This window comes from Plastoroseomonas hellenica (assembly GCF_018129085.1).
GTDB lineage: Bacteria > Pseudomonadota > Alphaproteobacteria > Acetobacterales > Acetobacteraceae > Plastoroseomonas > Plastoroseomonas hellenica.
On the sequence record NZ_JAAGBB010000028.1, the window covers coordinates 40,362 to 61,657 of the forward strand.

The following is a 21,296-nucleotide window of genomic DNA, read 5'->3' on the forward strand; positions in this document are numbered from 1 at the left end:
GGACGTGTCCCGGGAAGGGCTTTGGTGGTTCGGTACGGCTCCAAGGCCGTTTCCGGAGCGTCAGCACACCGCTATGCCAGAACCGAGCGGAAGGCCGCTTCCATGCTGGCAAGCAGACGCGCGTCGGGCATCCGGGACGTCGGCAGGTGCAAGCCAGTCCTCGATACGTGACCGCTGATCGGGCATTTCCGCGCGAACCGCCGATAGGCCGGCATCGACGACAGGCTGTTGACGAACGGGCGGAGATCGATCCGTCGTTCGGCGCAAGCTTTGATGATGGCGGGCCGCGCCTCGCTTGGGACGGTCACGCAGGAAAACCAGATGACGGGCTCCGACCGGGTATCCATCGCCGGGGGGAAGCCGACGCCTGGAATATTCTGCAGGATTGCGACATAGCGCTGGTGGATCTCACGCCTTTCCCCGATCAGCGCGTCCATGCGATCGAGTTGCGCGCAGCCGATGGATGCTTGCAAGTTCGTCATCCGGTAATTGAAGCCGGCTTCCTCGAACCAATACCGCCGCTCCGGCCGCATGCCGTGGTCGCGCAGCATCCGCAGACGTTGCGCCATATCGGGATCGTTGGTGACGCAGATTCCGCCTTCACCCGTCGTGATGATCTTGTTGGCGAAGAAGGAGCAACTGGCGATATCGGAGAAGGCGCCGATCGGCCTGCCGTCGTAGCGGGCACCGGGCGCTTCCGCGCAATCCTCTATGAGGAAAAGGCCATGAGCATCCGCGAGCGCGCGGATCTCGGTCATGGGCGCTGGCCTGCCAAACAGGTGGACAGGCATGATGGCGCGCGTGCGCGGCGTGATGGCCCGCTCGACCGTGTCGGGGGACAGGCACCAGGTCACGGGGTCGATATCCACCAGGACCGGCCGCGCGCCCAATTGCATGACGGTGTTCGCGCAGGCAGCAAAGGTGAGGTCAGGGACGATCACTTCATCCCCTTCTCCGATTCCGAGGGTCGCCATCGCAAGATGCAGCGAGACAGTGCCGTTGCTGGTGGCGACGCCATATGCGGCGCCGCAGCGATTGGCGAAGCGTTCTTCGAAGCTGCGCAGATACTCCCCGCCCGAGGAGATCCAGGTGGACAGAAAGGCATCGAGCAGATTGCGGAACTCCGAATGCGAGAGATTTGGCTCAGCGATGGCCAGCCCGCGACGATCACCCCGCTCGACCACGCCGGTCAGTCGGCCTGATGGATCGAGCACCGGCTCGAGCGACGACACAGTGTCGGTCGATGCCGCGAGTTCGCCGAGTGTGATCGCATGCAGATGAGCCCCTTTCTGAATGGCGGCCCGCATGGCATCGAGCGTGACCTGTCCGAGCAGAATGCCGGCATCATCGGTGATGAAGAGTATGCCGGTCCGGTTGTCGAGCGCGCGTTCCAATCCTGCCCAGAGCGAGTCCTTCGCCGTGGCGTGAAAGGGCAGATGGCTGACGACGTCGCGTTCGGGCGTGTGCAGATCGTCGGGCATGATCGCCTCCCTCAGCACACGCGCGCTTCGGCGGCGAGGTAGTTGGAAGCGAGCTCCGGATTGTAGAGCACGACGGAAGCCCCCTCGCGCTCCATGCGGAACGGGACATGAGTAAGCGAGCGTAGCGCCTCCTTGACGGCTGCCTGACGCTCCGGCGGTACGAGCATCATGAGGAAGCCGCCGCCTCCTGCGCCGAGGAGTTTCCCGCCGCGCGCGCCGTAGGCGCGGGCTGTGTCGTAGGCTTCGTCGATGACGCTGTTGGAAACCGAAGGATCGATCGACCGCTTGGCCATCCAGGCTTCGTGCAACAGGTCTCCGAACTCGGAAATCTCGCGCCTGGGGTCGGAGAGGATACGCTCTCCTTCACCAACCATCGCATGCATTGTCCGAAGATTCTGAACCCGCTCCTCATAGCGAGCGACCTTCATTTTCTCGATTTCGGGTGCCGAACGAGCAAATCCGGTGAAGAACAACATCAGGCTGTTCTGCAGCTCGTTTCGGCGCTCTGCTGGAACGTGCAGAGTGGATACTGTGAAATCGCCGCCAGGCAGGAAGTCGATTCGGTTCAAGCCGCCATAGGCGGCAGCCACCTGATCCTGCGAACCCACCGTCTCCTTCAGAAGGTCCTGTTCGAGGAAGATGGCCTGTTGCGCGAGGAAACGCTTGGAGCACAGGCGCTCGTGATTCCCGAACCACGCGTTCAGCAGCGCCACGGTAAAGGCGGAGCTGGACCCGAGCCCGGTTCTGGACGGCAGGTCGGCATTATAGATTATCTCGTATCCGGATTCACCATCCTGATCGTAATATTCCAGGAGGGCGCGAACGACAGGATGCTTTATTTCTCGTACGGTCTTTACCTCCTCAAGCATGCCCCATGCAATTCTGTAATTGAAATCGAAAACTGCAGGAAGTCGACGCAACTGTACATAGACGTATTTGTTGATCGTAGTGGAAAGGACTGCCGCTCGCTCCGGGCGATTGAACCACGCGGGAAGATCCGTTCCGCCGCCAAAGAAGGAGACCCGAAGCGGCGCGCGCACGATAATCATGTTCTCTCCCCGAAAACGCCACGTGTCGCGCGAGTGGCCATGCCTCATCCATTGACCGGTTTTTTCTTTGCGAGCTTGCTGGGGCGCCATCTGTGGAGGCGGTCTCCACTTCCTGCGCGTGTCAGCGGGACTCGATTAAACTTCCGTAAGGTTGAGAATGTCATATCCGCAACAGAAGTAAATGGCCAGAGACAAATGTGGCGATATTCGGTTCGTGAAGTCGAATGTCCCCTCATCAACCGCCAATTGAGCTGCGAATTATACTCGCATTGGTTGCATGCTTGCGGGCACTACAATCATTCAGAAGCTGATGGGACCGGGGGGTCGCAAGCCTCGCGCCGCCGCGGTGATCAGCGTCGGTCAGCAGGACTGCAAGCGCGGTCGGCGCCGGATGCAGGAACATCGAGCCCTGGCGCGAGCCATGCTCCCGACCTGTGCCAGGGGTTGACCGTCCCTTGGCCCGCACCCGACCATGGCCAGGAGAAGGATCGCGATGACCCCCGCCACCCTGCAGACCTCACCTGTCACCGGAGCGGCCTCCGCTACCTGGGATGCCATCATCATCGGCGCCGGCATGTCGGGCCTGTACCAGCAGATCCGGCTGCGCGAGCTCGGTATGAAGGTGCGGGTGTTCGAGGCCGGTACTGGCGTCGGCGGCACCTGGTACTGGAACCGATATCCCGGCTGCCGCTTCGATTCCGAGAGTTATTCCTATGGCTTCTCCTTCGACAAGGAGCTGCTGCAGGAATGGAGCTGGAGCGAGCATTTCGCCCCGCAGCCGGAGACCGAGCGCTACCTGAACCTGGTCGCCGACAAATACGACCTCCGGCGGGACATCCAGTTCAGCGCCCGGGTGAAAGCCGCCCGCTGGGACGAGGTGGACCGCCTTTGGACCGTCACGCTAGACAGCGGCAGTCGCCACCGGTCCCGCTTCCTCATCACCGCCATCGGCGCGCTGTCGGCACCCACCATGCCGGATTTTCCCGGCATGGATGCGTTCGAGGGTGAGGCCTACCACACCGGCCTCTGGCCGAAGGCGCCGGTGGATTTCACCGGCAAGCGCGTCGCCGTCATCGGCACCGGCGCCTCCGGCGTGCAGACCATCCAGGAGGTCGCGAAGACCGCCGCCCAGCTCACCGTCTTTCAGCGCACGCCCAACTGGTGCGCGCCGCTGCACAACGGCAGGATCCCGCCCGAGGAGATGGCGGCGATCCGCGCCCGGTATGACGAGATCTTCCGGCGCTGCGACGAGACCTTCTCCTGCTTCCTGCACACACCGGACCCGCGCAACACCTTCGACGTCTCGGCCGAAGAGCGGGAGGCTTTCCTGGAGAAGCTGTACTCGGAGCGAGGCTTCGGCATCTGGGTCGGGAACTTCAAGGACATCCTGACCAACCGCGCCGCGAATGAGGAGATCTCCCGTTTCGTCGCCGACAAGATCCGCCAGCGCGTGAAGGATCCGAAGGTGGCGGAGCTGCTGATCCCGAAGAACCACGGCTTCGGCACCCGCCGCGTGCCGCTCGAGACCCGCTATTACGAATGCTACAACCAGCCGAACGTGGCGCTGGTCGACACCAGGGCGACGCCGATCGAGCGGATCACGCCGACCGGCATCAGGACCTCGGACGCCGAATACGGTTTCGACATCATCGTCTACGCCACCGGCTTCGATGCGCTGCGCGGCGCCTTCGACCGCATCGACTTCACCGGCAGGGAGGGGGCGACGCTGAAGGAGAAGTGGCAGGACGGCGCCACCTCCCTGGTCGGCATGCTGCAGGACGGCTTCCCCAACATGTTCATGCTGCTCGGCCCGCACACCGCCCTCGGCAATATCCCGCGCTCGATCGAGTTCAACGTGGACTGGGTGACCCGGCTGCTGCGCCATCTCCAGGAGAACAGCCTCACCTATGTCGAGGCACGGCCCGAGGCGGTCGCCCGATGGATGGACCACGTCATGGAAGTGGCCCAGGGCCTGCTTTCCATGGAGGTGGATAGCTGGATGACCGGGGTGAACCGCAACGTTGCCGGCCGGCAGACCCGCGTCGTCGCCCGCTACACCGGCAGCGCGCCGACCTACCGCGCCTGGGCGAACGGCATTGCCGACCGCGGCTACGCGGAACTGGTGCTGGCCTGAGCGTCCGATGATCGGAGGGCTGGAGGGCCCGGAGGTCTGAATCGGACGCGCCACTGACAAGATCAGCGCGTCCGGCTCAGAGCCGCAACCCCTCGAGCTTGGTCGCGAGCAGCCGGAGAATGCCGCGGCGGTTCCGCCGCATCCGGGTGAGCGGCCCGCTGACCGCGAGGGCCAGCGGCCGATGGCCGCCCGGCACCGGCAAGGCCATGGCGATCATCGCCGTATCCGGCACGACGGACGCCTCGCTCATGGCGTAGCCTTGTTGGCGGATCCGGGCGAGCTCCGCGAGGAAAGCGCGTATCGGAACGGGGCCGCTCTCGGGCCGGCTGGCATTCACGCGGCGGAGCATCGCCGAGACCTCCGCATCGCTCTGCTGCGCGAGCAGGACCTTCCCGGCAGCAGGGCGCCAGATCGGCCGCCGGGAACCGGGCTTGATGTGGAAGCGCACCGGCGCGATGGATTGCAGGATGCGGATGTAGTCCACATGCAGCCCGTGCTGCATGGCGAGCACGATGGTCTCCTCGGTCTCGGCCTGCAGCTCGTCCATCAGGCGCGGTATCGGCGCCTCGTCCGAGAACAGGCGATCGAAGATCCAGGTGCCGAGCACCGCGAAGCGGATGGTCGGCTGGTATTCCCGGGACCGCGGATTGTGCTCGAGATAGCCGAGCGACAGCAGCGACTTCAGCAGGACCGAGGTCGAGGAGAGGGGGAATTCCAGCGCCGCCGCCACCTCCGACACGGTAGCGGGCGCGTGCCGATGGGCGAAGAACTCGAAGATCTCCAGTACCCGCCCGGCCGATTTGACAACCTTCTCCATTGGGGAAGGATATCGCGCTGCTCCACATATGTGAAACTGCTTCGGATCTGTGGCATCAGGGATTGACCCTCGGCGAGGCGCGCGCGTTTCATCCTGCCAACAGGCGAAAGCGGGCCAGGAGGAAGCGATGCGGATCACGCGGAACAATGAAGGCCTGGGTGCGCGCGTGCTCGGCATCGACCTCGCGCAGCCGCTCGCGGAGGACAGCTTCCGCACCATCCTGCGGGCGCTCGGCGAGCACGGCGTGCTGTGCTTCCCGGATCAGTCGCTGGAGCCGTTCGAGCTCTCCGCCTTTGGCTCCCGCTTCGGCGAGCTGGAGATCAACGTGGCCAATGCCTTCCATGCCGAGGGGCATCCCGAGGTGATGGTCCTCTCCAACATCCGCCGGGACGGGAAGCCGATCGGGCTGAACGATGCCGGGCAGGGCTGGCACACGGACATGAGCTACAGCCACGACGTCGCGCTGGCCAATGTGCTGCATGCCAAGCAGGTGCCGATGCGGGACGGGCGGCCGCTCGGCGACACCCAGTTCCGCAACATGCACGCCGCCTATGACGACCTGCCGCGCGAGGTGAAGGAACGGCTCGAGGGCCGCACCGCTATCCACGACTTCGAGAAGTTCTGGGAGGTGATGCGCGCCCGGCCGGGATCGGGCCGCAAGCCCCTGACCGAGGAGCAGCGTCGCAAGAAGCCGCCGGTGTCGCAGCCGATCTTCCGGGTTCATCCCATCACCGGCCGCCGGGTGCTCTACTGCAACCCCGGCTATGCCGTGCGCATCGAAGGCATGGCGCCGGAGGAGAGCGATGCGATGCTCGACTACCTCTTCAAGCACCAGTCGCAGCCGCAATATCTCTATTCCCACCGCTGGACGCCCGGCGACGTGCTGATGTGGGACAATATCGGCACCACCCACAACGCCGTCTCCGACTACACCACGGACGAGCCGCGGTTGATCCACCGGGTCCAGGTGATGGCGACGCTCGACTATGCGCGGCTCGCCGCCTGATGCGGCATCGCCTGGCCGCGGGAAGGAAGGGGGACCGTCGATGCAAGACAGGCCCATGAAGCGCCGGACCGCCCTTGCCGCGTCGATCGGGCTGGCGTCGCCCTGGCATGCCCTGCCGGCGGCGGCGCAGGGCGCCTATCCGAACCGCTCGATCCGGCTGGTGGTCGGCTTCGCCGCGGGCGGGCCGACGGATGTGATCGCGCGCATCATCGCGCAGGACATGTCCGGCAGCCTGGGCCGGCCCGTCGTGGTGGAGAACCGCACCGGCGCGAATGCGCTGATCGCGACCCAGTTCGTGGCGCGCGAGGCGCCGGATGGCTACACCATCCTGCTCGCGACGCTCTCGCACAGCGTCAACGCGATCCTGATGCCGGACAACAGCTACAAGCCATTGGAGGACTTCACGCCGATCGGTCTGGTGGCGCTGCTGCCGCTGATCGCGGTGACCGGGTCGGGCACACCCTACAATACCCTGCCGGAGCTGGTGGCGGCCGCGGCGGCCTCACCCGACGGCATCACCTATGGCTCGGCGGGGAATGGCGGCTCCGCGCATCTCGCGGCCGCATTGCTGGCCACGCGATCGGGCACGCGGATGACGCATGTGCCCTTCCGCGGCAATGGGCCAGCGCTCAGCGAGGTGATCGCCGGCCGCGTCTCCTTCATGTTCTATCCGATGATCGGCATCCAGGAGTATGTGGCGCGGGGCCAGCTCCGCCCGCTCGCCGTCTCGACCGCGGAGCGCAGCCCTGATTATCCCGGCGTGCCCACGATGCGGGAGATCGGCTATCCCGGCTTCGAGGATTACATCCAGGGCCTCGGCCTCGTCGGCCCCGCGCATATGCCGCAGGCGATCGTGGCGAAGCTGAATGATGCGCTGCGCGCTTCACTGGCGCGGCCGGAAACGATGGAGCGCATCCGCGGGCTCGGCGGCAGCGTCTCCGCCTCCTCGCCCACCGATTATGCTGGCTTCCTGCGCCAGGATCTGGAGCGCTGGCGGCGGGTGATCGAAGCCGCTGAGATCACCGCGCGGGACTGACCGGGGCCACGGCTCAGGCGGTCAGCAGCCAGCTCTTCGCCTCGCCGGCATAGGCGGCGCCGGGATTGCCGCTGACCGTGGTGCGCCACATCACCCGCGCCTCCTTCGCTGCGTCGAACCAGGTCGCGGCATGGACGAGGCAGCGATTGTCCCAGATCACCAGGTCGCCCTGCGTCCATTCATGCACATAGACGAAGTGCTGCTGCGTGAGATGGCTCATCAGCGCATCCAGCAACCGCGCACCCTCACCATCGGCACCAGGCTCCAGACCGAGGATCGGGCCTTCCAGCCAGTCCATCTGGCCATGCTCGCAGAGATAGAGGGCGCGGCGCCCGGTCACCGGGTGGATGCGGACGAGCGGCTGGGGTTGCGGCCTCTCCCACGCCGCCAGCGGCCGCGGCGGCGTGCCGGCGCGCACCGCCTCCCGCCGGCGGCCGGCGCCGGAGCCGACATGCAGCCCGTCCAGCCCTTCGATGCGATGCTTCAGATCCTGGGGCAGCGCGTCATAGGCGGCGATGCCATCGGCGAAGAGGGTCTGGCCTTGGCCTTGCGGCACCGGCAGCACCGCGAGGAACAGCGAGATGTCGGGCGGCGGGCGGCGAAAGCTCTGGTCGGTGTGCCAGCCATGGCGGTGCGGGTACTGCACCGGCAGCCTACCATCCGCGGTCAGCGGCGGGTCGGGGAGGGCGGGCGGGGCGCGGCCGACGGGCGGCGTATTCGAGACGACGAAGATCTCCGGCACGGTCGGGTGCACCATGTTCGGGGGCATGCCGGTCTCGCGGTAATTCTCCACCTCGGGGCCGAAGATGCGGCTCAGCCGCAGCAGCAATTCCGGCTGCCCGGCCATCGCCTCCATGCCCGTGATGAGCAGCAGGCCGTGGCTGTCGTCCAGCAGGCGGGGGAGGGTAGCGGGCTCTCTCTCCGCGGCCTCGACCAGGGCGGCGCCGCCGCCGCCGCCCCGAAGGCTGACCTGCCCCCCGAAGCTTGCGCCTTCCAACGGGCCAATGACGTCGAAGCTGCCGGTCATGCCGCTGCTCATCCCGATGTCGTCGATGAAAGCTTAGGGCATTCCCTGCCCGCCGAGCCAGGTCAGGCGGGCAGCGGGCGGCCGAGGATGACTTGGCCAGGGTGATCGATCAGCGCCGCCGCGACCCGGGCGCGATGCTCGTGGGTGGTGCCGAGGCGCATGCTCCAGGCGGCGACGCGCCGATACCAGAGGTGCAGGTCGAGATCCATCATGAAGCCGATGCCGCCATGGATGATCTGCGCGTTGCGCACCGCCGCCAGGCACTTCTCGTTGCAGAAGGCCTTGGCCTGCGACACCTCGACCTGAAAGGGCAGGCCCTCGTCCATCTTCCAGAGCGCTTCGAAGGTGAGCAGGTCGCCGCCGTCGATCCCGATGATCATGTCGGCGCACATGTGCTGGATGGACTGGAAGGCGCCGATCGGCTGCCCGAAGGCTTCGCGCATCTTCGAGTATTCGACCGCCATCTCCACGTCGCGGCGGGCGGCGCCGAGCATTTGCGCTGAGAGCAGGATGCAGCCGCGGTCGAGCATGCGCTCGGCGATCGGCCAGCCCTGGTGCAGCGGGCCAAGGAGGGAGGAGGCCGGGATGCGCACGTCGCGGAAGGCGACTTCGCTCTGCCGGTCCTTGGCCGTCGTCACCAGCGGCGTTTCCGTGATGCCGGCGGCGGCCGTGTCCACCAGAAACAGGGAGAGGCCGGTGGTCGCGGCGCTGGCAGGAGCGGTGCGGCAGACGACGAGGCAGAACTGCGCGGCCCGGAAATTGTCGACGAACATCTTGGTGCCGTCGAGCACGAAGCTGTCGCCTTCGGCACGGGCCGTCATGCGGATCGCTGCCGGATCCTGGCGCGCATCGGCTTCGGCGAAGGCCCAGGTCAGGATCGTCCGGCCGGCGACGACATCCGGCAGCAGGGCTTGCCGCTGCGCCGCGCTGCCGGCTTCGGCCAAGGTCAGCGCGGCCGTGACGGTGCTGTGCAGCGGCAGCGGTGCCAGGGCGCGGCCGGCCTCCTGCAGGATGAGGCCGAGATAGACGAGCGGCAGGCCGGAGCCGCCATAGGCTTCGGGCAGGGAGATGCCCGGCCAGCCGAGCTCGGCCGCCTTGGCCCAGAGGCCGGGATCATAGCCGAGCGGGTCGGCTTCCATGCGCCGGACGAGGGCGGGCGTGCATTCGGCACCGAGGAAGCTGCGTGCGGAATCCCGCACCATTTCCTGTTCTTCGGTCAGCAGGACATCCATTGCGACAGTCCGTCCCTGGAAGATTTCTGGTTTCGTCTTGCGTGTCTGGTCTGGGTCGCGTCGCGATCAGCCGTTCGCAGGCCGTCGGGGCGAACGCGGCGCCGGCATGCCAAGGCCGCGGCGCGCGACCTGGTCGCGCATGATGGTGACGCCGCCATGGTTGATGCCGGATTGGAAGGCGCCGAGGACATTATGCGCGAAGACGCCATCCTCGACCGCGTGCGGGGAGCCGCGCAGGAGCTGCGCATAGGGGCCGAGCATCTGCGTCACCGCCTCGGTGACGCGGACGCCGTGATCCGGCGCCCAGATCTTCTCGGCGGAACCTTCGTAGGTGAAGCTGCCGCCGCGCTGGACGATCGACATACTGCGCATGGTCATCAGGCGGCAGACCTGCGCTTCGATCCACATCTCCGCGATCTTGTCGCGGAGCGCGGCATTGTCGGCCAGATGCTCGGTGCCGGGCCGGCGCGCCTTCACGAAATTGACGATGTCCTCATCGCGGCGCACCGAGATCAGATAGCGGCCGGCGCCCACGCGGTCGAGGTTCAGGCCGGCGGCGGCGACGCCCCAGCCCTTGTTCTCCTCACCGAGCAGCGTTGATTTGTGGACCCGCACATTGTCGAAGAAGGTCTCGTTGGTGCGCGCTTCGCCATAGGTGGTGCCGTGCGGCGCGCGCGGGTTGTTCTGGATGGTCCAGAGCGGCCGCACCGTGATGCCGGGCGTGTCCATCGGGATCAGGAAGATGGAGATGCCTTCGCGCTTCGGCGCGTCGGGGTTGGTGCGCGCCATCAGATAGATGTGGGTCGAGAGATGCCCTGATGTCGTGTACATCTTCTGGCCGTTGATGACGTAGTGATCCCCGTCGCGGGTGGCGCGGCAACGGAGATTGGCCAGGTCGGCGCCGGCATGCGGCTCGGTGAAGCCGAGGCAGAACGACACCTCCCGCCGGATCAGCCGCGGGATGAAGTACTGCTTCTGCTCCTCGGTGCCGGCCGCCATGATCGCCGGCGCGCCGCTGCCGTTCAGCGCGATGTTGATGCCGGCGCGGGTGAATTCCTCTTCGACGATATACTGGCTGAGCCGGTCGCCGCCCTGGCCGCCATACTCCTTGGGATAGGCGATGCCGAGCCAGCCGCGCTCGTGGATCTTCTTGTAGAGCGCGATCATCTCCGGCCCGTACCACCCGTAGGTGCCTGGGGCGGGCAGGATGTCGTCCTGGGTCTCGCGCTCCGCCAGCACCGCTTCGGTCACGTGTTCGGCGATGAAGGCGAGCACATCCTGGCGGAGCGCTTCCTGCTGCTCGGTGTATCCGAAGTGCATGGCGTTTCCTGTCAGTCCAAAGGGCTGCGACAGCTCTATTTATTTGCTGTGCAGATTATTGATTTGCACTGGACGCTAGCAATGCACGCCAAGGCGCGTCAAGGGCAGGGGAGCGCTTGCGGGCGACGGGCCGAAGGAGTTCGCTGGCCGCGGCGGGGAGAGGAAGCAGGCTGCATGAGCGACGACCGATCGACTGCGGCCCGCATGCGCGACCCCGGCATCCGCGCCCTCTATAAGCTGGAGAACCGCTGGCAGGCCTGGCTCGACGTGGAGGTGGCACTGGCTCGCGCCCAGGCTGATCTCGGCATGATCCCGCGCGAGGCGGTGGCGCCGATCGCGCGCAGTGCCAGGCTCGAATTGCTCGACCGCGCCCGCATCGACGAAGCCGCCGCCCGCACCGCCCACACCCTGGTGCCGCTGGTCTGGGAGCTGGCGCGGGTGGTGGGCGACCCCGCGGGCGGCTGGGTGCATTGGGGTGCCACGACGCAGAACATCACCCAGACCGGCGACCTCCTGGTGCTGCGCCAGGCGCACCGGATCTTCCTCCGCCAGCTCGGCACCGTGCTTGATGCGATGGCGGGCCTCGCGGAGCGCGGGGCGGAGATGGTGATCGCGGCGCGCACCCATGGCCAGCACGCGGTGCCGGCGACCTTCGGCTTCAAGGTCGCGGTCTGGATCGATGAGCTGCTGCGGCACCTGGAGCGGCTGCGCGCGGCGGAGCCGCGCGTCTTCGTCGCCATGCTCGGCGGCGCCGCCGGCACCTTCGCCTCGCTCGGCGATCTCGGGCCCGCGGTGCAGGAGGGGGTCGCGAAACACCTCGGCATGACGCCGATGAACGTCCCCGGCCGCGCCATCGGTGACCATCTCACGGAATACGTCGTGCTGCTCGGCATGCTGGGTGCGACCTGCGGCAAGATCGGGCGCGAGGTCTACACCCTGATGAAGACCGAGTTCGGCGAAGTGGAGGAGCCGGTGCCGGAAGGCTCGGTCGGCAGCTCCACCATGCCGCAGAAGCGCAACCCGCATTACTGCCAGGATGTCGTGGCCGCCGCAGCGGAACTCCGCTCCATCGTGCCGCTGGCGCTGGAGGCGATGCAGGCCGAGCATGAGGCCGACCGCACCACAGCGTTGATGATCCGCGAAGCGACGGCGCGCGCCTGCATCCTGACCGGCGACATGCTGCTGCGCCTCGGCATGATCATGGAGGGCATGACCCTGAAGCCGGAGCGGATGCGGCGGAACCTCGATCTCGGCGGCGGGCTGATCATGGCGGAAGCGGTGATGTTGCAACTGGGCGGCGCCATCGGCCGGCAGCATGCGCATGACGTGGTCCACGACGCGGCGCAGGCCGCCGCCGTGGGGGGACAATCCTTCGCCGATCTGCTGGGTGCGGACGCGCGCGTGACGGCGCATTTGGACCGCGCCGCGATCGACGCCCTGCTGGAGCCGACGCGCTATACCGGCCTCTGCGCGCAGATGGCGCGGGACGCTGCCGGCCGCGCGCGGGAGGCGGCGACTGCGCTGGCATGACCTGGCGCAGCCGCCGCTTGTCTTCCTCTATCGCGACTTGGCGTAGAGCTTCTGCGCGATCTCGAACATCTCCTCGGGCGCGTAATCGGGGCTGAAGGCCGAGGGAACGCCGGTGAGCTGATGGATCTTGCCGCCGGTCGGCATGCCGTCCACGAGCTCCAGCTCGCCCGGCGGGTCACCCGGCAGGGCCTGCTCGCCCTGGCCCCAGATGCTGGCCATCTCCGCATAGTCGTTCGGGCTGAAGCGGTAGAGCCGGCGATGAGACCCCTCCTCGAGATATTTCTGGGATTCGGGGATCTTGCTGAGCGGGATATTGGGGGTTGGCAGCATCTTCTCGATCTCGACCCCGGTCAGCTTCTTCAGCGCCAGCGCATAGGCATGCGCATGCACCGAACCGCGGACCAGGAGGTAGCCGCAGACCTCGCGCCCTGTCGGGTCGCTCAGCGTCTCGTAGACCCGCAGCTTGTGCAGCCGTGCGCCGCATTCCAGGTGGAAATTGTGCAGCAGGTCGAAGATCACATTCCCGGTCGTGGTCACGAAATCCATGTTCCAGGACGCGCCATTGCTGTTCATCGGCATGGCGCCGCCACCATTCGACAGGAAGCTGGCGGCCAGGCGGATATCCTGCATCGCCTCGAAGGGCGCGCCGGTGATGTCGCCGCCGTCGCTCTCATCGAGGTCGCTGTCCGGCCCGTTGTTCAGCATGGCGACGCCATTGCTGACCAGCTCGACATGACCGAGCTCCTCGGCGGTGATGGCCGCGACCAGGCTGTAGAAGGGCTTCAGCTTCTCCTTGCTGCGGAAGTTGAAGCTCTGGAACATGTAGTTGCCGAGCGTCGACATCTCCCCGTACTTGCCGCCGAGCAGTTCCTGGAGTGCCGCGCCGGCGTTCGGGTCGCGTTTCTTCGGTGCCGGCAGCTCGATCTGCAGCTTGTCCACTCGCATGAACATGGAAGGGCCTCCTTCGTCGCGCACCAAGGCTGCGCGCAGGCCGAACGGCGGATGGACGGGCGAAGTTCGCGGCGGGCAGGAACACATTGCCGATGGGTATGTTCCTGCTCCGGGCGCCCTCCGCCTGCCGCTCAGGTGGCCTCCTCCGCGAGGGCCTCGTCCTTCTTCCTGCGGAGCGCGGGCGAGAGCATCAGCACCAGGGCGAGCGCCGCGATCGCCAGGAGGGAGGCGCTGATCGGCCGTTCGATGAACGTCATCCAGTCGCCGCGCGACAGCAGCATGGCCCGGCGCAGATGCTCTTCCATCATCGGCCCCAGGACGAAGCCGAGCAGCAGCGGCGCGCTGTCGAACTGCAGCCGTGTCAGGACGTATCCCAGCACCGACGCGGCCGCCATCACGTAGATGTCGAAGATGTTGTTGTTCAAGCTGTAGGCCCCGATGCAGCAGAACACCAGGATCGAGATGTACATGTACTTGTAGGGCACCCGCAGCAACTGCACCCAGAGGCCCACCATCGGCAGGTTGATGATCAGCAGCATGACATTGCCGATCCACATGGAGCAGATCAGCCCCCAGAACAGGCCCGGCTGCGCCTCGATCATGCGCGGACCGGGCTGGATGCCCTGGATGATCAGGGCGCCCGTCATCAGCGCCATCACGGCGTTGGACGGGATCCCCAGGGTCAGGAGCGGGATGAACGCGCTCTGTGCGCCGGCATTGTTGGCGCTCTCCGGTCCGGCCAGGCCTTCGATGGCGCCGTGGCCGAACTTCTCCGGCCGGCGGGTGATCTTGCGCTCCAGCATGTAGGACCCGAAGGCGGAGATCGACGCGCCGCCGCCCGGCAGGATGCCGAGGATGGTGCCGAGCACGGTGCCGCGGACGCTGGCCGGTGCGGCATATCGCCACTCCTCCTTGCTCAGCCACAGGGCGCCGCGCTTGGCGACGGCGCCGACCCGGTTTTCCGGCGTGGTGAGATTGACGACGATCTCGGAAATGCCGAACAGCCCCATGGCCAGTACGACGAAGTTGACGCCGTCGGACAGCTCCGGGACGCCGAAGGTGAAGCGCTGCTGCCCGGTCTGCACATCCGTGCCGACGAAGCCGAGCGACACGCCGAAGGCCACCATCGCCACCGATTTGAGGACATTGCCCTGCGACAGCACGCAGGAGACGATGAGGCCGAGCGCCATCAGCGCGAAATACTCCGGCGGCCCGAAGGAGAGCGCGACCGCGGTCAACGCCGGCCCGGCCGCCGCCACCACCGCGGTCGAGACGGTACCCGCGAAGAAGGACCCGAGCGCCGCCGCGGCGAGGGCCGCGCCCGCGCGGCCCTGGCGGGCCATCTGGTGGCCTTCGATGGCGGTGATCACGCCGGAGATCTCGCCCGGCAGGTTGAGCAGGATCGCGGTGGTCGAACCGCCGTATTGCGCGCCGTAATAGATGCCGGCCAGCATGATGATCGCCGTCACCGGCTCCTGCCCGAAGGTCAGCGGCAGCAGCAGGGAAATCGTGGCCGTGGGCCCAAGCCCCGGCAGCACGCCGATTGCGGTCCCGATGAGCGCGCCGAGGAAGGCGAAGAGCAGGTTCTGGTAGCTCAGCGCGACATCGAAGCCGAGCGCGAGGTTCTCCAGCATGGAGGTGCGTTCCCGAAGCCCGCGCAGCCGCCTGCCATGTGTCCGGCATCGGTGCGGTCGCGCGGTGATGAGGATGAGGAAGGGCGGAAACGCTTGGCGCGTCCGCCGGTGCGGTCAGGCGAAGGCCTGACTTCGGTAGCCCTCAGAGGCTCGGGCGCTGCCGCGCAGGGAGAAATGCTCGAAGCCATTGCCGAAGACGCCGCCGGCAAGCCGGATGCAGGGCGCCGTCACCAGCCCGCTATCGGGGGGCGTTCCCGGTCGGAGTTCACTCCGTCTCGAGGCCGGCAGGCTCACGTGCGACGTTTCCCAGCTCGCATTCTTCGCTGGCCGCACCATGGCGAAGCGCTCGGCGCAGGTGAACAGCGGTTAATCTCACAAATCCGTGACAGATCCAGGGCTGCCCCGAGCGTGATCGCATCGCCTGCAACCCGTGGGTCGGCTTCCGTGTTGAGGCGAAACATTGCCACGCGAGCAGATCGCGGGAGGCGGCGATCACGCCAGATCGCGGGAGGCGGCGATCACGCGGTGGCGTGACGCTGTCCAGCAGATAAAGGGAGGCAGGCCGATGACGCCGGTCAAGAACGTTCTGGCAGGCTTGATCCTGGCTGCACCGCTGCTGGCATCGCCGGCGTCAGCGCAGCCGGTGTCCGGGCTCAGCTACGTGCAGCCTCTGGCCCCGCCGGCCTTGATGCAGGTGCAGGAACGCCTGCGACAGGCGGGCGATTATACCGGCCGGGCGGATGGCGTCTGGGGGCCCGACAGCCAGGCGGCGCTGCAGCGCTTCCAGCAGAGGAACGGCCTGCAGGCCACCGGCCAGCTCAACCAGGTGACCGCCATGACGCTCGGCCTCAATACCGGGACGTTGCTGTCAGCCGGCGCCAGCCCGGCCGCGGCGGCGCCGGAAGCGGCGCCCGGCCCGCTCAGCCGCCTGGCCGTACAAAACCTCCAGGCGCGGCTGCGGAACCTGGGCTTCTATCGCGGCGCCGTGGACGGGTTCTGGGGCCCGGGCACCCAGGCCGCCATCGAGCGCTTCCAGCAGGGCCACGGGCTGCAGCCGACCGGCCAGCTCAACCCGGCGACCGCCCAGGCCATGGGCCTCGACCCCAACAACCTCGAAGGCCCGGTCCGCTGACGGTGCGGCCGGGCCAATAGGGCCTCTCAGGCGGCGCGGATATCGGCCAGGAAATTATCCACCCGGCCGCGCAGCCTCTCCGCCTGCTGCGCGAGTTCGCCGGAGGCGCCGCGCAACTCGGTGGCCGCCTGGCCGGTGCGCTCGGCACCTTCGCGCACGCCTACGGCGTGACGGGAGGCGTCCTGGGTGCCGGCTGCCGCCTCGGCGACTGCCCGCCCGATCTCCCGCGTCGCCGCCGACTGCTCCTCGGACGCCGCCGCGACCTGGGTGGTCGCGACGTCGAGCTCCCGGATCGCTTCCGCGATGGTGGCGATGGCATCGACGGTCCGCCCCGTCTCGGCCTGGATGGCGGTGATCTGGGCGGCGATCTCCTCGGTTGCACGCGCGGTCTGCGCAGCGAGCGACTTCACCTCGCCGGCGACCACCGCGAAGCCCTTGCCGGCCTCGCCGGCGCGCGCCGCCTCGATGGTGGCATTCAGCGCCAGCAAGTTGGTCTGGCCCGCGACATCGCTGATCAGGCGCACGACGTCGCCGATCCGGTTCGCCGCATCGGACAGCTTCTGCACGATGCCGGTGGTCGCACCCGCGGTATCGGCGGCGCGGCGCGCCATCTCGGCACTCGCCTGCACCTGGCGCGTCACCTCCATGATCGACGCACCAAGTTCCTCGGCGGAGGCGGCGACGGTGCTGACATTGGCACTCGCCTGCTCGGAGGCGGCGGCGACCGAGGCGGCGCGGGTGGCGCCATCCTCGGCGGTACCGGCCATGGAGGCGGCGGTCGCATCCAGCTCGGTCGCCGCGGCGGCGACGCTGCGCAGCACGCCGGCGGTCTCGGCCTCGAATTCCTTCAGCAGCGCTTCCAGCCGCAGGCCGCGCGCGGCGCGTGCCTCCTGCTCGGCGGCAGCGGCGGCGGCCATCTCGCGCCGCTCGATCGAGCCGGTGCGCAGCACCTCGACCGCGCCCGCCATCTCGCCGAGCTCATCGGTGCGATCCTGGCTCGGCACCGCGACGGTGAGGTCGCCGCCGGCGATGCCGGTGACGCTCGCGGTCAGCCCGCGCATCGGTGCGACGATCCGCCGCAACACCACGACCAGCCCGCCCGCCGCGAAGGCCAGCGCGATGGCCACCAGCGCGATGGCGCCCAGCATCGTCATCCACGCGGCGCCGGCCCGCGCCTGGGCGCGCGACACGGCTTCGTCCAGCAGGGCGTCGCGCACCGGCAGGATGCTGGCCAGCGCCGGCACCGCACGGGCGCGAAGCCCGGCCAGGTCATCGGGCCAGGGCGTATTGGCGCCGCCGATCCGCGCCTGCATGATTGCCGCGTAGTTGCGGTAATGCGGCTCGGCCTGGGCCAGGAAGCCGGCGTCGAGCGCGCGGAAGGCGGCGGCCACCTGTTCGCCGGCATCGCGCGCCACATGGCGCGCGGAGGCGAAGGCATGTTCGACGAGGCCGGTGCGCAGCATGAATTCGCGCAAGCGCTCCGGCGCGATGGGCGCCGACTGGTTCTGCAGCAGCGGGTTGATCATCAGGCTGCGCTGCCCGGCCTCGTCGCGGGCGCGCATGATCTGCCAGGCGGCATGGGCCAGCGGCGCGATGGCGGGCTGGAGTTCCTGGATGCGGCGATCGGCATCGACGCTGATGCGGTCGAGGCTGGTGACCGCTTCCCGCCGCACCCGCACCACGGCCTGGCTGAGCTCGATATCCGGCGCGCCCGAGCCCGTCGCGCTGGCGGCGATGCGCTGGCGCAGCGCGTCCAGGCCGGCGATCAGGCCGCGATCCGGCACGGCGAGGCCCGCTTCGGTGGCGCTGCGCATGGCGTCCTGGATGCGCTGGTTGGTACGGGCGGCCGTCTGGCGCAGCAGCTCGGCATCGGCGCGGCGGGTGAGGGCGGCGTTGTTGAGCTCGCCGCTCTCGACCGCGAACAGCGTCTGGGCCTGCATCGAGGCGCGCAGCGCGTCGGCGGCGGCCTCGGCGCCGCGGGCGCGTTCCAGCCCCTGCCAGGCGTTCCAGGCGATCCAGCCGGAGCTGAGCAGGCCGGGTACCGCGACCACGGCGAAGCCGATGAGGAGGATTTTGGTGATGCGCACGCGGAATAATCCCGGACTGAGAAACGGCCGGACCATCGCAGCCCAAGTTTGCCAAGGGCTTAATGCGAGCTATCCAAATGCCTTCTGCGCCGGCCGAATGGCAGCCGGGGGAGGCTCCTGGTGACGCGCGTCACTTCCGGGGGGAATTGAAGGCTGTAGGAGCACCGGCGTCACCCTGACGGGGAAACCCCTGATGCCGCCATCCTGCAGTCCCGATGCTGCTTCCCGCGCGCGGCTTCATCGCCTACTGGAGACGACGGTCCTCGTCGCCTTGCTGGCGGGCCTCGCCTGCCCGGCCTGGGCGCAGGACGGGGCGGCCTCCATCCGGGCGGAACGGGCAGCGCTCTGGCATGTCGCCATGGCCGTCCCGGATGGCCCCGATCGCGAATTCCGCTTCCGCGATGTCCGCGTGCATGATGATGGCGCGTTGCCGGGCGAAGGGGGGCCGCTCATCTGCGGCGCCCTGGAGTTCGAGGATGCCGATGCCGGCATCGTGCGCTTCGCGCTGCTCTATGGCCGCGACGGGGACGGCCGGCTGCAGGCTGGGACGCCCTTCTTCTACGGCCGGAACTGGCTCCTCGGCACGGCCGAGCTCGCCGACCGGTGCGCGACCGTGGGCACCGCGGCCGAGGCGCGGCCATATCCGCCGCGCTGACCGCGGCGGCGGCGGGAAACGCCGTGTGCGCTGCGTCACGCCGCCGCCGCGGATGATCTGCTCCATTGCAGTGGCTCCGCTGCGGTTCCGGCTTGGCGGAGCACCCTAGACCTCCGTTTCCTCCCAAAACTGGCCCGGCGCCTTGCGGCGTCGGGCCCCTTTTTTCATTGCATGGCTTGGCTTGGCGCGCCGCTGCCTACTGCCCGCCGGCCGCGTCCCGGGCGCCGCCGGTCCGGCGCCGGAGCGGCTCCAGGCGACGCAGCGGATCCTTCGCATTCCTGGCGCAGTCTGCGCCATTGGCCGAGGCGCCTTCCCGGGCGCCGCGCCACAGCACGGTGAGCTTGGACAGCCCCTTGGCATCCGCCCGCTGACGCTCGACCCGGCGTTTCAGATCATCGCCACCCATCTCGTCCTCCCGTGATGCCGCGACATACGCTGGCGAATCTGGGGGTAACGACGGCGCAGGGGAAGGGCAACAAGCCGGGGAAGAATGGCCGCGAACGAATGATTGCGCTCAGCCCCGCCGCCCGCACCGCCTGGCCCCATTCTCGTTTCTCTTGCGCCATCACGCCTCCATGCGGCGCCAGCCCGAGAGCAGCCGGCGCGTCGCGGCCTCGAAGGTGAAGACATTGCCGCCGCCTTCACCGGGCTGGTCGGCGGCGCGGATGATCGGCACGCCGCTCAGATGGCAGAGCAGCAGCGCACCGACGCCGCCATGGGAGAGGATCGCGACATCGCCCTCCGACGGCGCCAGCGCGATGGCCCGCTCGACTGCCGTCACGATTCTCGCCTGCGCGTCAATGGCGCGTTCCCAGCCGCGCACGCTCTCCTGCGGTCGTGCGAAGAAGGCATCCGCGACCACCTCGAACTCCGCCCGCGGCAAATAGCCGGTCGCGAAACGGTCATTCTCGCCAAGCCCGTCGATGACGGTGACCGGCAGGCCGCGATGGCCGGCCAGGATCGCCACCGCATCCCCGGCCTTCCGCTCCGCGCTGCTGAACACCGCAGCGATTGCCTCGACCCAGGGGTGGTCCAGCAGCCGGCGCATGCGGTCGAGGCCTCGGTTGGAGAGGCGCCAGTCGGGCACCGGGATCGCGGGATCGATCGTGACTTCCGGATGGGTGATGAAATGGACGATCGTCATGGCGCGGCCGTCAGCACGGCGGCGGCAGGCGATAGACCCGCGCGGCGGTGCCGCTGAACAGCGCCCGCTTCTCCGTGATGGTGGCGCCGGCGGCGAGCCGCTTGAAGGCATTCCATAGCACCGCGTAGCCGCACATGCCCTTGTCGACTGGGAAGTTGCTCTCGAACATCGCGCGGTCGGCGCCGAAGGATTCGATGCAGGTCTCGATATAGGGGCGCCAAGCCTCGGCGAGCATGGCGCTGGTCGGCGGCGTCGCCGCCTGGTGGAAGCCGAAGCCGCCGAGCTCCATCGCCAGGCCGCCGAGCTTCACCGTGACGTTCGGCAGCCGCGCGAGGTCGCGGATCGCCTGCCGCCATTCGGCGAAGACCTCCGCGCGGCGCGCCGCGAAGCGGCCGATGCCGATCGGGCCGCCGACATGGTCCAGCACCATCGGTTGGTCGGGAAAGGCGCGGGCCAGGTCGATCACCTCGGGGAGCTGCGTGTGATAGGCCCAGATGTCGAGCGACAACCCGTAGCCGCTGAGCCGCGCCACGCCCGCGCGGAACCGCGCCTCCCTCAGCAGGCCCGGCGGCGGCCTGATCGGGTTGGTCTGGATATCAGGATCCGGATGCCAGGCGGTGTTGTTGCGGATGGCGCGGAAGCGCCCGCCGGCGATGCGGAGCTGCGCCTCCAGAACCGGCGCCACGGCATCGCCGAGGGTCAGGTCGGCGTGGCCGACGATGCCCTGGCAGGCGCGCAGTGTGCCGTAGAGGCCGCTGGCGCTCTGCGCGGCGATGCCGTTGACGAATTCCGTCTCGCCGAGCGGCTGCATCGCCTCCGGCCCGTCGGCGCGGAACATCGCGCGGCAGGTCACGAAGACCGTGGCGCGGATGTCGTGCCTGTCGGCGGCATCGTGCCGGAATTCGTCGAACAGGTAGCGGTTACCCGGCCGTTCCCAGAGATGGTGATGCGGGTCGATTATCGGCAGCGCCGGCTCCAGGATCTCCTCCTGGTGCAGGGCCAGCCAATCCTCCCGGACCGGGAGATGCGGATGCGGCGGCTTCGCGGGCATGCAGGATCAG

18 protein-coding genes are annotated in these 21,296 nt (G+C 68.1%); 6 read left to right on the forward strand and 12 right to left on the reverse strand.

Going from position 1 to position 21,296, the window contains the following annotated elements; genetic code table 11:
- Positions 1-71: 71 nt before the first annotated feature.
- On the reverse strand, positions 72-1,481 hold the full coding sequence (locus GXW71_RS21615) for a DegT/DnrJ/EryC1/StrS family aminotransferase (protein ID WP_211854755.1): 1,410 nt from the start codon (positions 1,479-1,481) through the stop codon (positions 72-74).
- Positions 1,482-1,492: 11 nt separating this feature from the next.
- Complete coding sequence (locus GXW71_RS21620) at positions 1,493-2,530, reverse strand: GHMP family kinase ATP-binding protein (RefSeq protein WP_211854756.1); 1,038 nt, start codon at positions 2,528-2,530, stop codon at positions 1,493-1,495.
- Positions 2,531-3,023: 493 nt separating this feature from the next.
- Between GXW71_RS21620 and GXW71_RS21625 the strand changes: the two genes are divergently transcribed.
- Entirely contained in the window at positions 3,024-4,664 is a 1,641-nt protein-coding gene (locus GXW71_RS21625; RefSeq protein ID WP_211854757.1) for a flavin-containing monooxygenase, read from the forward strand.
- Positions 4,665-4,740: 76 nt separating this feature from the next.
- Here GXW71_RS21625 and GXW71_RS21630 read toward each other — a convergent pair whose 3' ends face one another.
- A complete protein-coding gene (locus tag GXW71_RS21630) occupies positions 4,741-5,481 on the reverse strand; it encodes an IclR family transcriptional regulator (RefSeq protein WP_211854758.1) in 741 nt (246 codons plus the stop codon).
- A gap of 127 nt (positions 5,482-5,608) precedes the next feature.
- On the opposite strand from GXW71_RS21630, the gene GXW71_RS21635 reads away from it, so the two are divergent.
- Positions 5,609-6,487 carry a TauD/TfdA dioxygenase family protein gene (locus tag GXW71_RS21635; protein WP_211854759.1) on the forward strand — a complete coding sequence of 293 codons (879 nt, stop codon included), beginning with the start codon at positions 5,609-5,611 and terminating at the stop codon, positions 6,485-6,487.
- Between the two features lie 55 nt (positions 6,488-6,542).
- Entirely contained in the window at positions 6,543-7,523 is a 981-nt protein-coding gene (locus GXW71_RS21640) for a Bug family tripartite tricarboxylate transporter substrate binding protein (RefSeq protein WP_211854760.1), read from the forward strand.
- Positions 7,524-7,536: 13 nt separating this feature from the next.
- On the opposite strand, the gene GXW71_RS21645 is transcribed toward GXW71_RS21640, so the two are convergent.
- The 3 genes from GXW71_RS21645 to GXW71_RS21655 all read right to left on the reverse strand — a co-directional run bounded on the left by GXW71_RS21645 (position 7,537) and on the right by GXW71_RS21655 (position 11,102).
- On the reverse strand, positions 7,537-8,550 hold the full coding sequence (locus GXW71_RS21645) for a TauD/TfdA dioxygenase family protein (protein WP_211854761.1): 1,014 nt from the start codon (positions 8,548-8,550) through the stop codon (positions 7,537-7,539).
- A 62-nt stretch (positions 8,551-8,612) separates the two neighbouring features.
- Complete coding sequence (locus GXW71_RS21650; RefSeq protein ID WP_211854762.1) at positions 8,613-9,782, reverse strand: acyl-CoA dehydrogenase family protein; 1,170 nt, start codon at positions 9,780-9,782, stop codon at positions 8,613-8,615.
- 66 nt (positions 9,783-9,848) lie between these two features.
- Complete coding sequence (locus GXW71_RS21655; RefSeq protein ID WP_211854763.1) at positions 9,849-11,102, reverse strand: acyl-CoA dehydrogenase family protein; 1,254 nt, start codon at positions 11,100-11,102, stop codon at positions 9,849-9,851.
- A 174-nt stretch (positions 11,103-11,276) separates the two neighbouring features.
- On the opposite strand from GXW71_RS21655, the gene GXW71_RS21660 reads away from it, so the two are divergent.
- Positions 11,277-12,632, forward strand: a complete 1,356-nt coding sequence (locus GXW71_RS21660; RefSeq protein WP_211854764.1) for a class-II fumarase/aspartase family protein — start codon at positions 11,277-11,279, stop codon at positions 12,630-12,632.
- Between the two features lie 27 nt (positions 12,633-12,659).
- Here the strand turns inward: GXW71_RS21660 and GXW71_RS21665 are convergent, their stop codons facing one another.
- Both GXW71_RS21665 and GXW71_RS21670 read right to left on the reverse strand, forming a co-directional pair.
- Positions 12,660-13,583, reverse strand: a complete 924-nt coding sequence (locus GXW71_RS21665) for a manganese catalase family protein (RefSeq protein WP_211854765.1) — start codon at positions 13,581-13,583, stop codon at positions 12,660-12,662.
- 131 nt (positions 13,584-13,714) lie between these two features.
- Positions 13,715-15,217, reverse strand: coding sequence for a tripartite tricarboxylate transporter permease (locus GXW71_RS21670; protein ID WP_211854766.1), 1,503 nt, complete (start codon positions 15,215-15,217; stop codon positions 13,715-13,717).
- 565 nt (positions 15,218-15,782) lie between these two features.
- Between GXW71_RS21670 and GXW71_RS21675 the strand changes: the two genes are divergently transcribed.
- Positions 15,783-16,349: a peptidoglycan-binding domain-containing protein gene (locus tag GXW71_RS21675; protein WP_211854767.1), complete on the forward strand. Its 567-nt coding sequence runs from the start codon at positions 15,783-15,785 to the stop codon at positions 16,347-16,349.
- A 26-nt stretch (positions 16,350-16,375) separates the two neighbouring features.
- Here GXW71_RS21675 and GXW71_RS35510 read toward each other — a convergent pair whose 3' ends face one another.
- Positions 16,376-18,436, reverse strand: coding sequence for a methyl-accepting chemotaxis protein (locus GXW71_RS35510; RefSeq protein WP_211854768.1), 2,061 nt, complete (start codon positions 18,434-18,436; stop codon positions 16,376-16,378).
- A 193-nt stretch (positions 18,437-18,629) separates the two neighbouring features.
- Here GXW71_RS35510 and GXW71_RS21685 point away from each other — a divergent pair, with 193 nt between their 5' ends.
- Positions 18,630-19,091 (forward strand): hypothetical protein, encoded by a 462-nt coding sequence (locus GXW71_RS21685; protein WP_211854769.1) that lies wholly within the window; start codon positions 18,630-18,632, stop codon positions 19,089-19,091.
- A gap of 196 nt (positions 19,092-19,287) precedes the next feature.
- On the opposite strand, the gene GXW71_RS21690 is transcribed toward GXW71_RS21685, so the two are convergent.
- From GXW71_RS21690 to GXW71_RS21700, 3 genes are all read right to left on the reverse strand, one after another.
- Positions 19,288-19,497, reverse strand: coding sequence for a hypothetical protein (locus tag GXW71_RS21690; protein ID WP_211854770.1), 210 nt, complete (start codon positions 19,495-19,497; stop codon positions 19,288-19,290).
- A gap of 159 nt (positions 19,498-19,656) precedes the next feature.
- A complete protein-coding gene (locus GXW71_RS21695; RefSeq protein ID WP_211854771.1) occupies positions 19,657-20,235 on the reverse strand; it encodes a histidine phosphatase family protein in 579 nt (192 codons plus the stop codon).
- A gap of 10 nt (positions 20,236-20,245) precedes the next feature.
- The gene (locus tag GXW71_RS21700; RefSeq protein ID WP_211854772.1) at positions 20,246-21,286 is read right to left on the reverse strand and encodes an amidohydrolase family protein; all 1,041 of its coding nucleotides are present in this window, start codon (positions 21,284-21,286) and stop codon (positions 20,246-20,248) included.
- Positions 21,287-21,296: the final 10 nt, after the last annotated feature.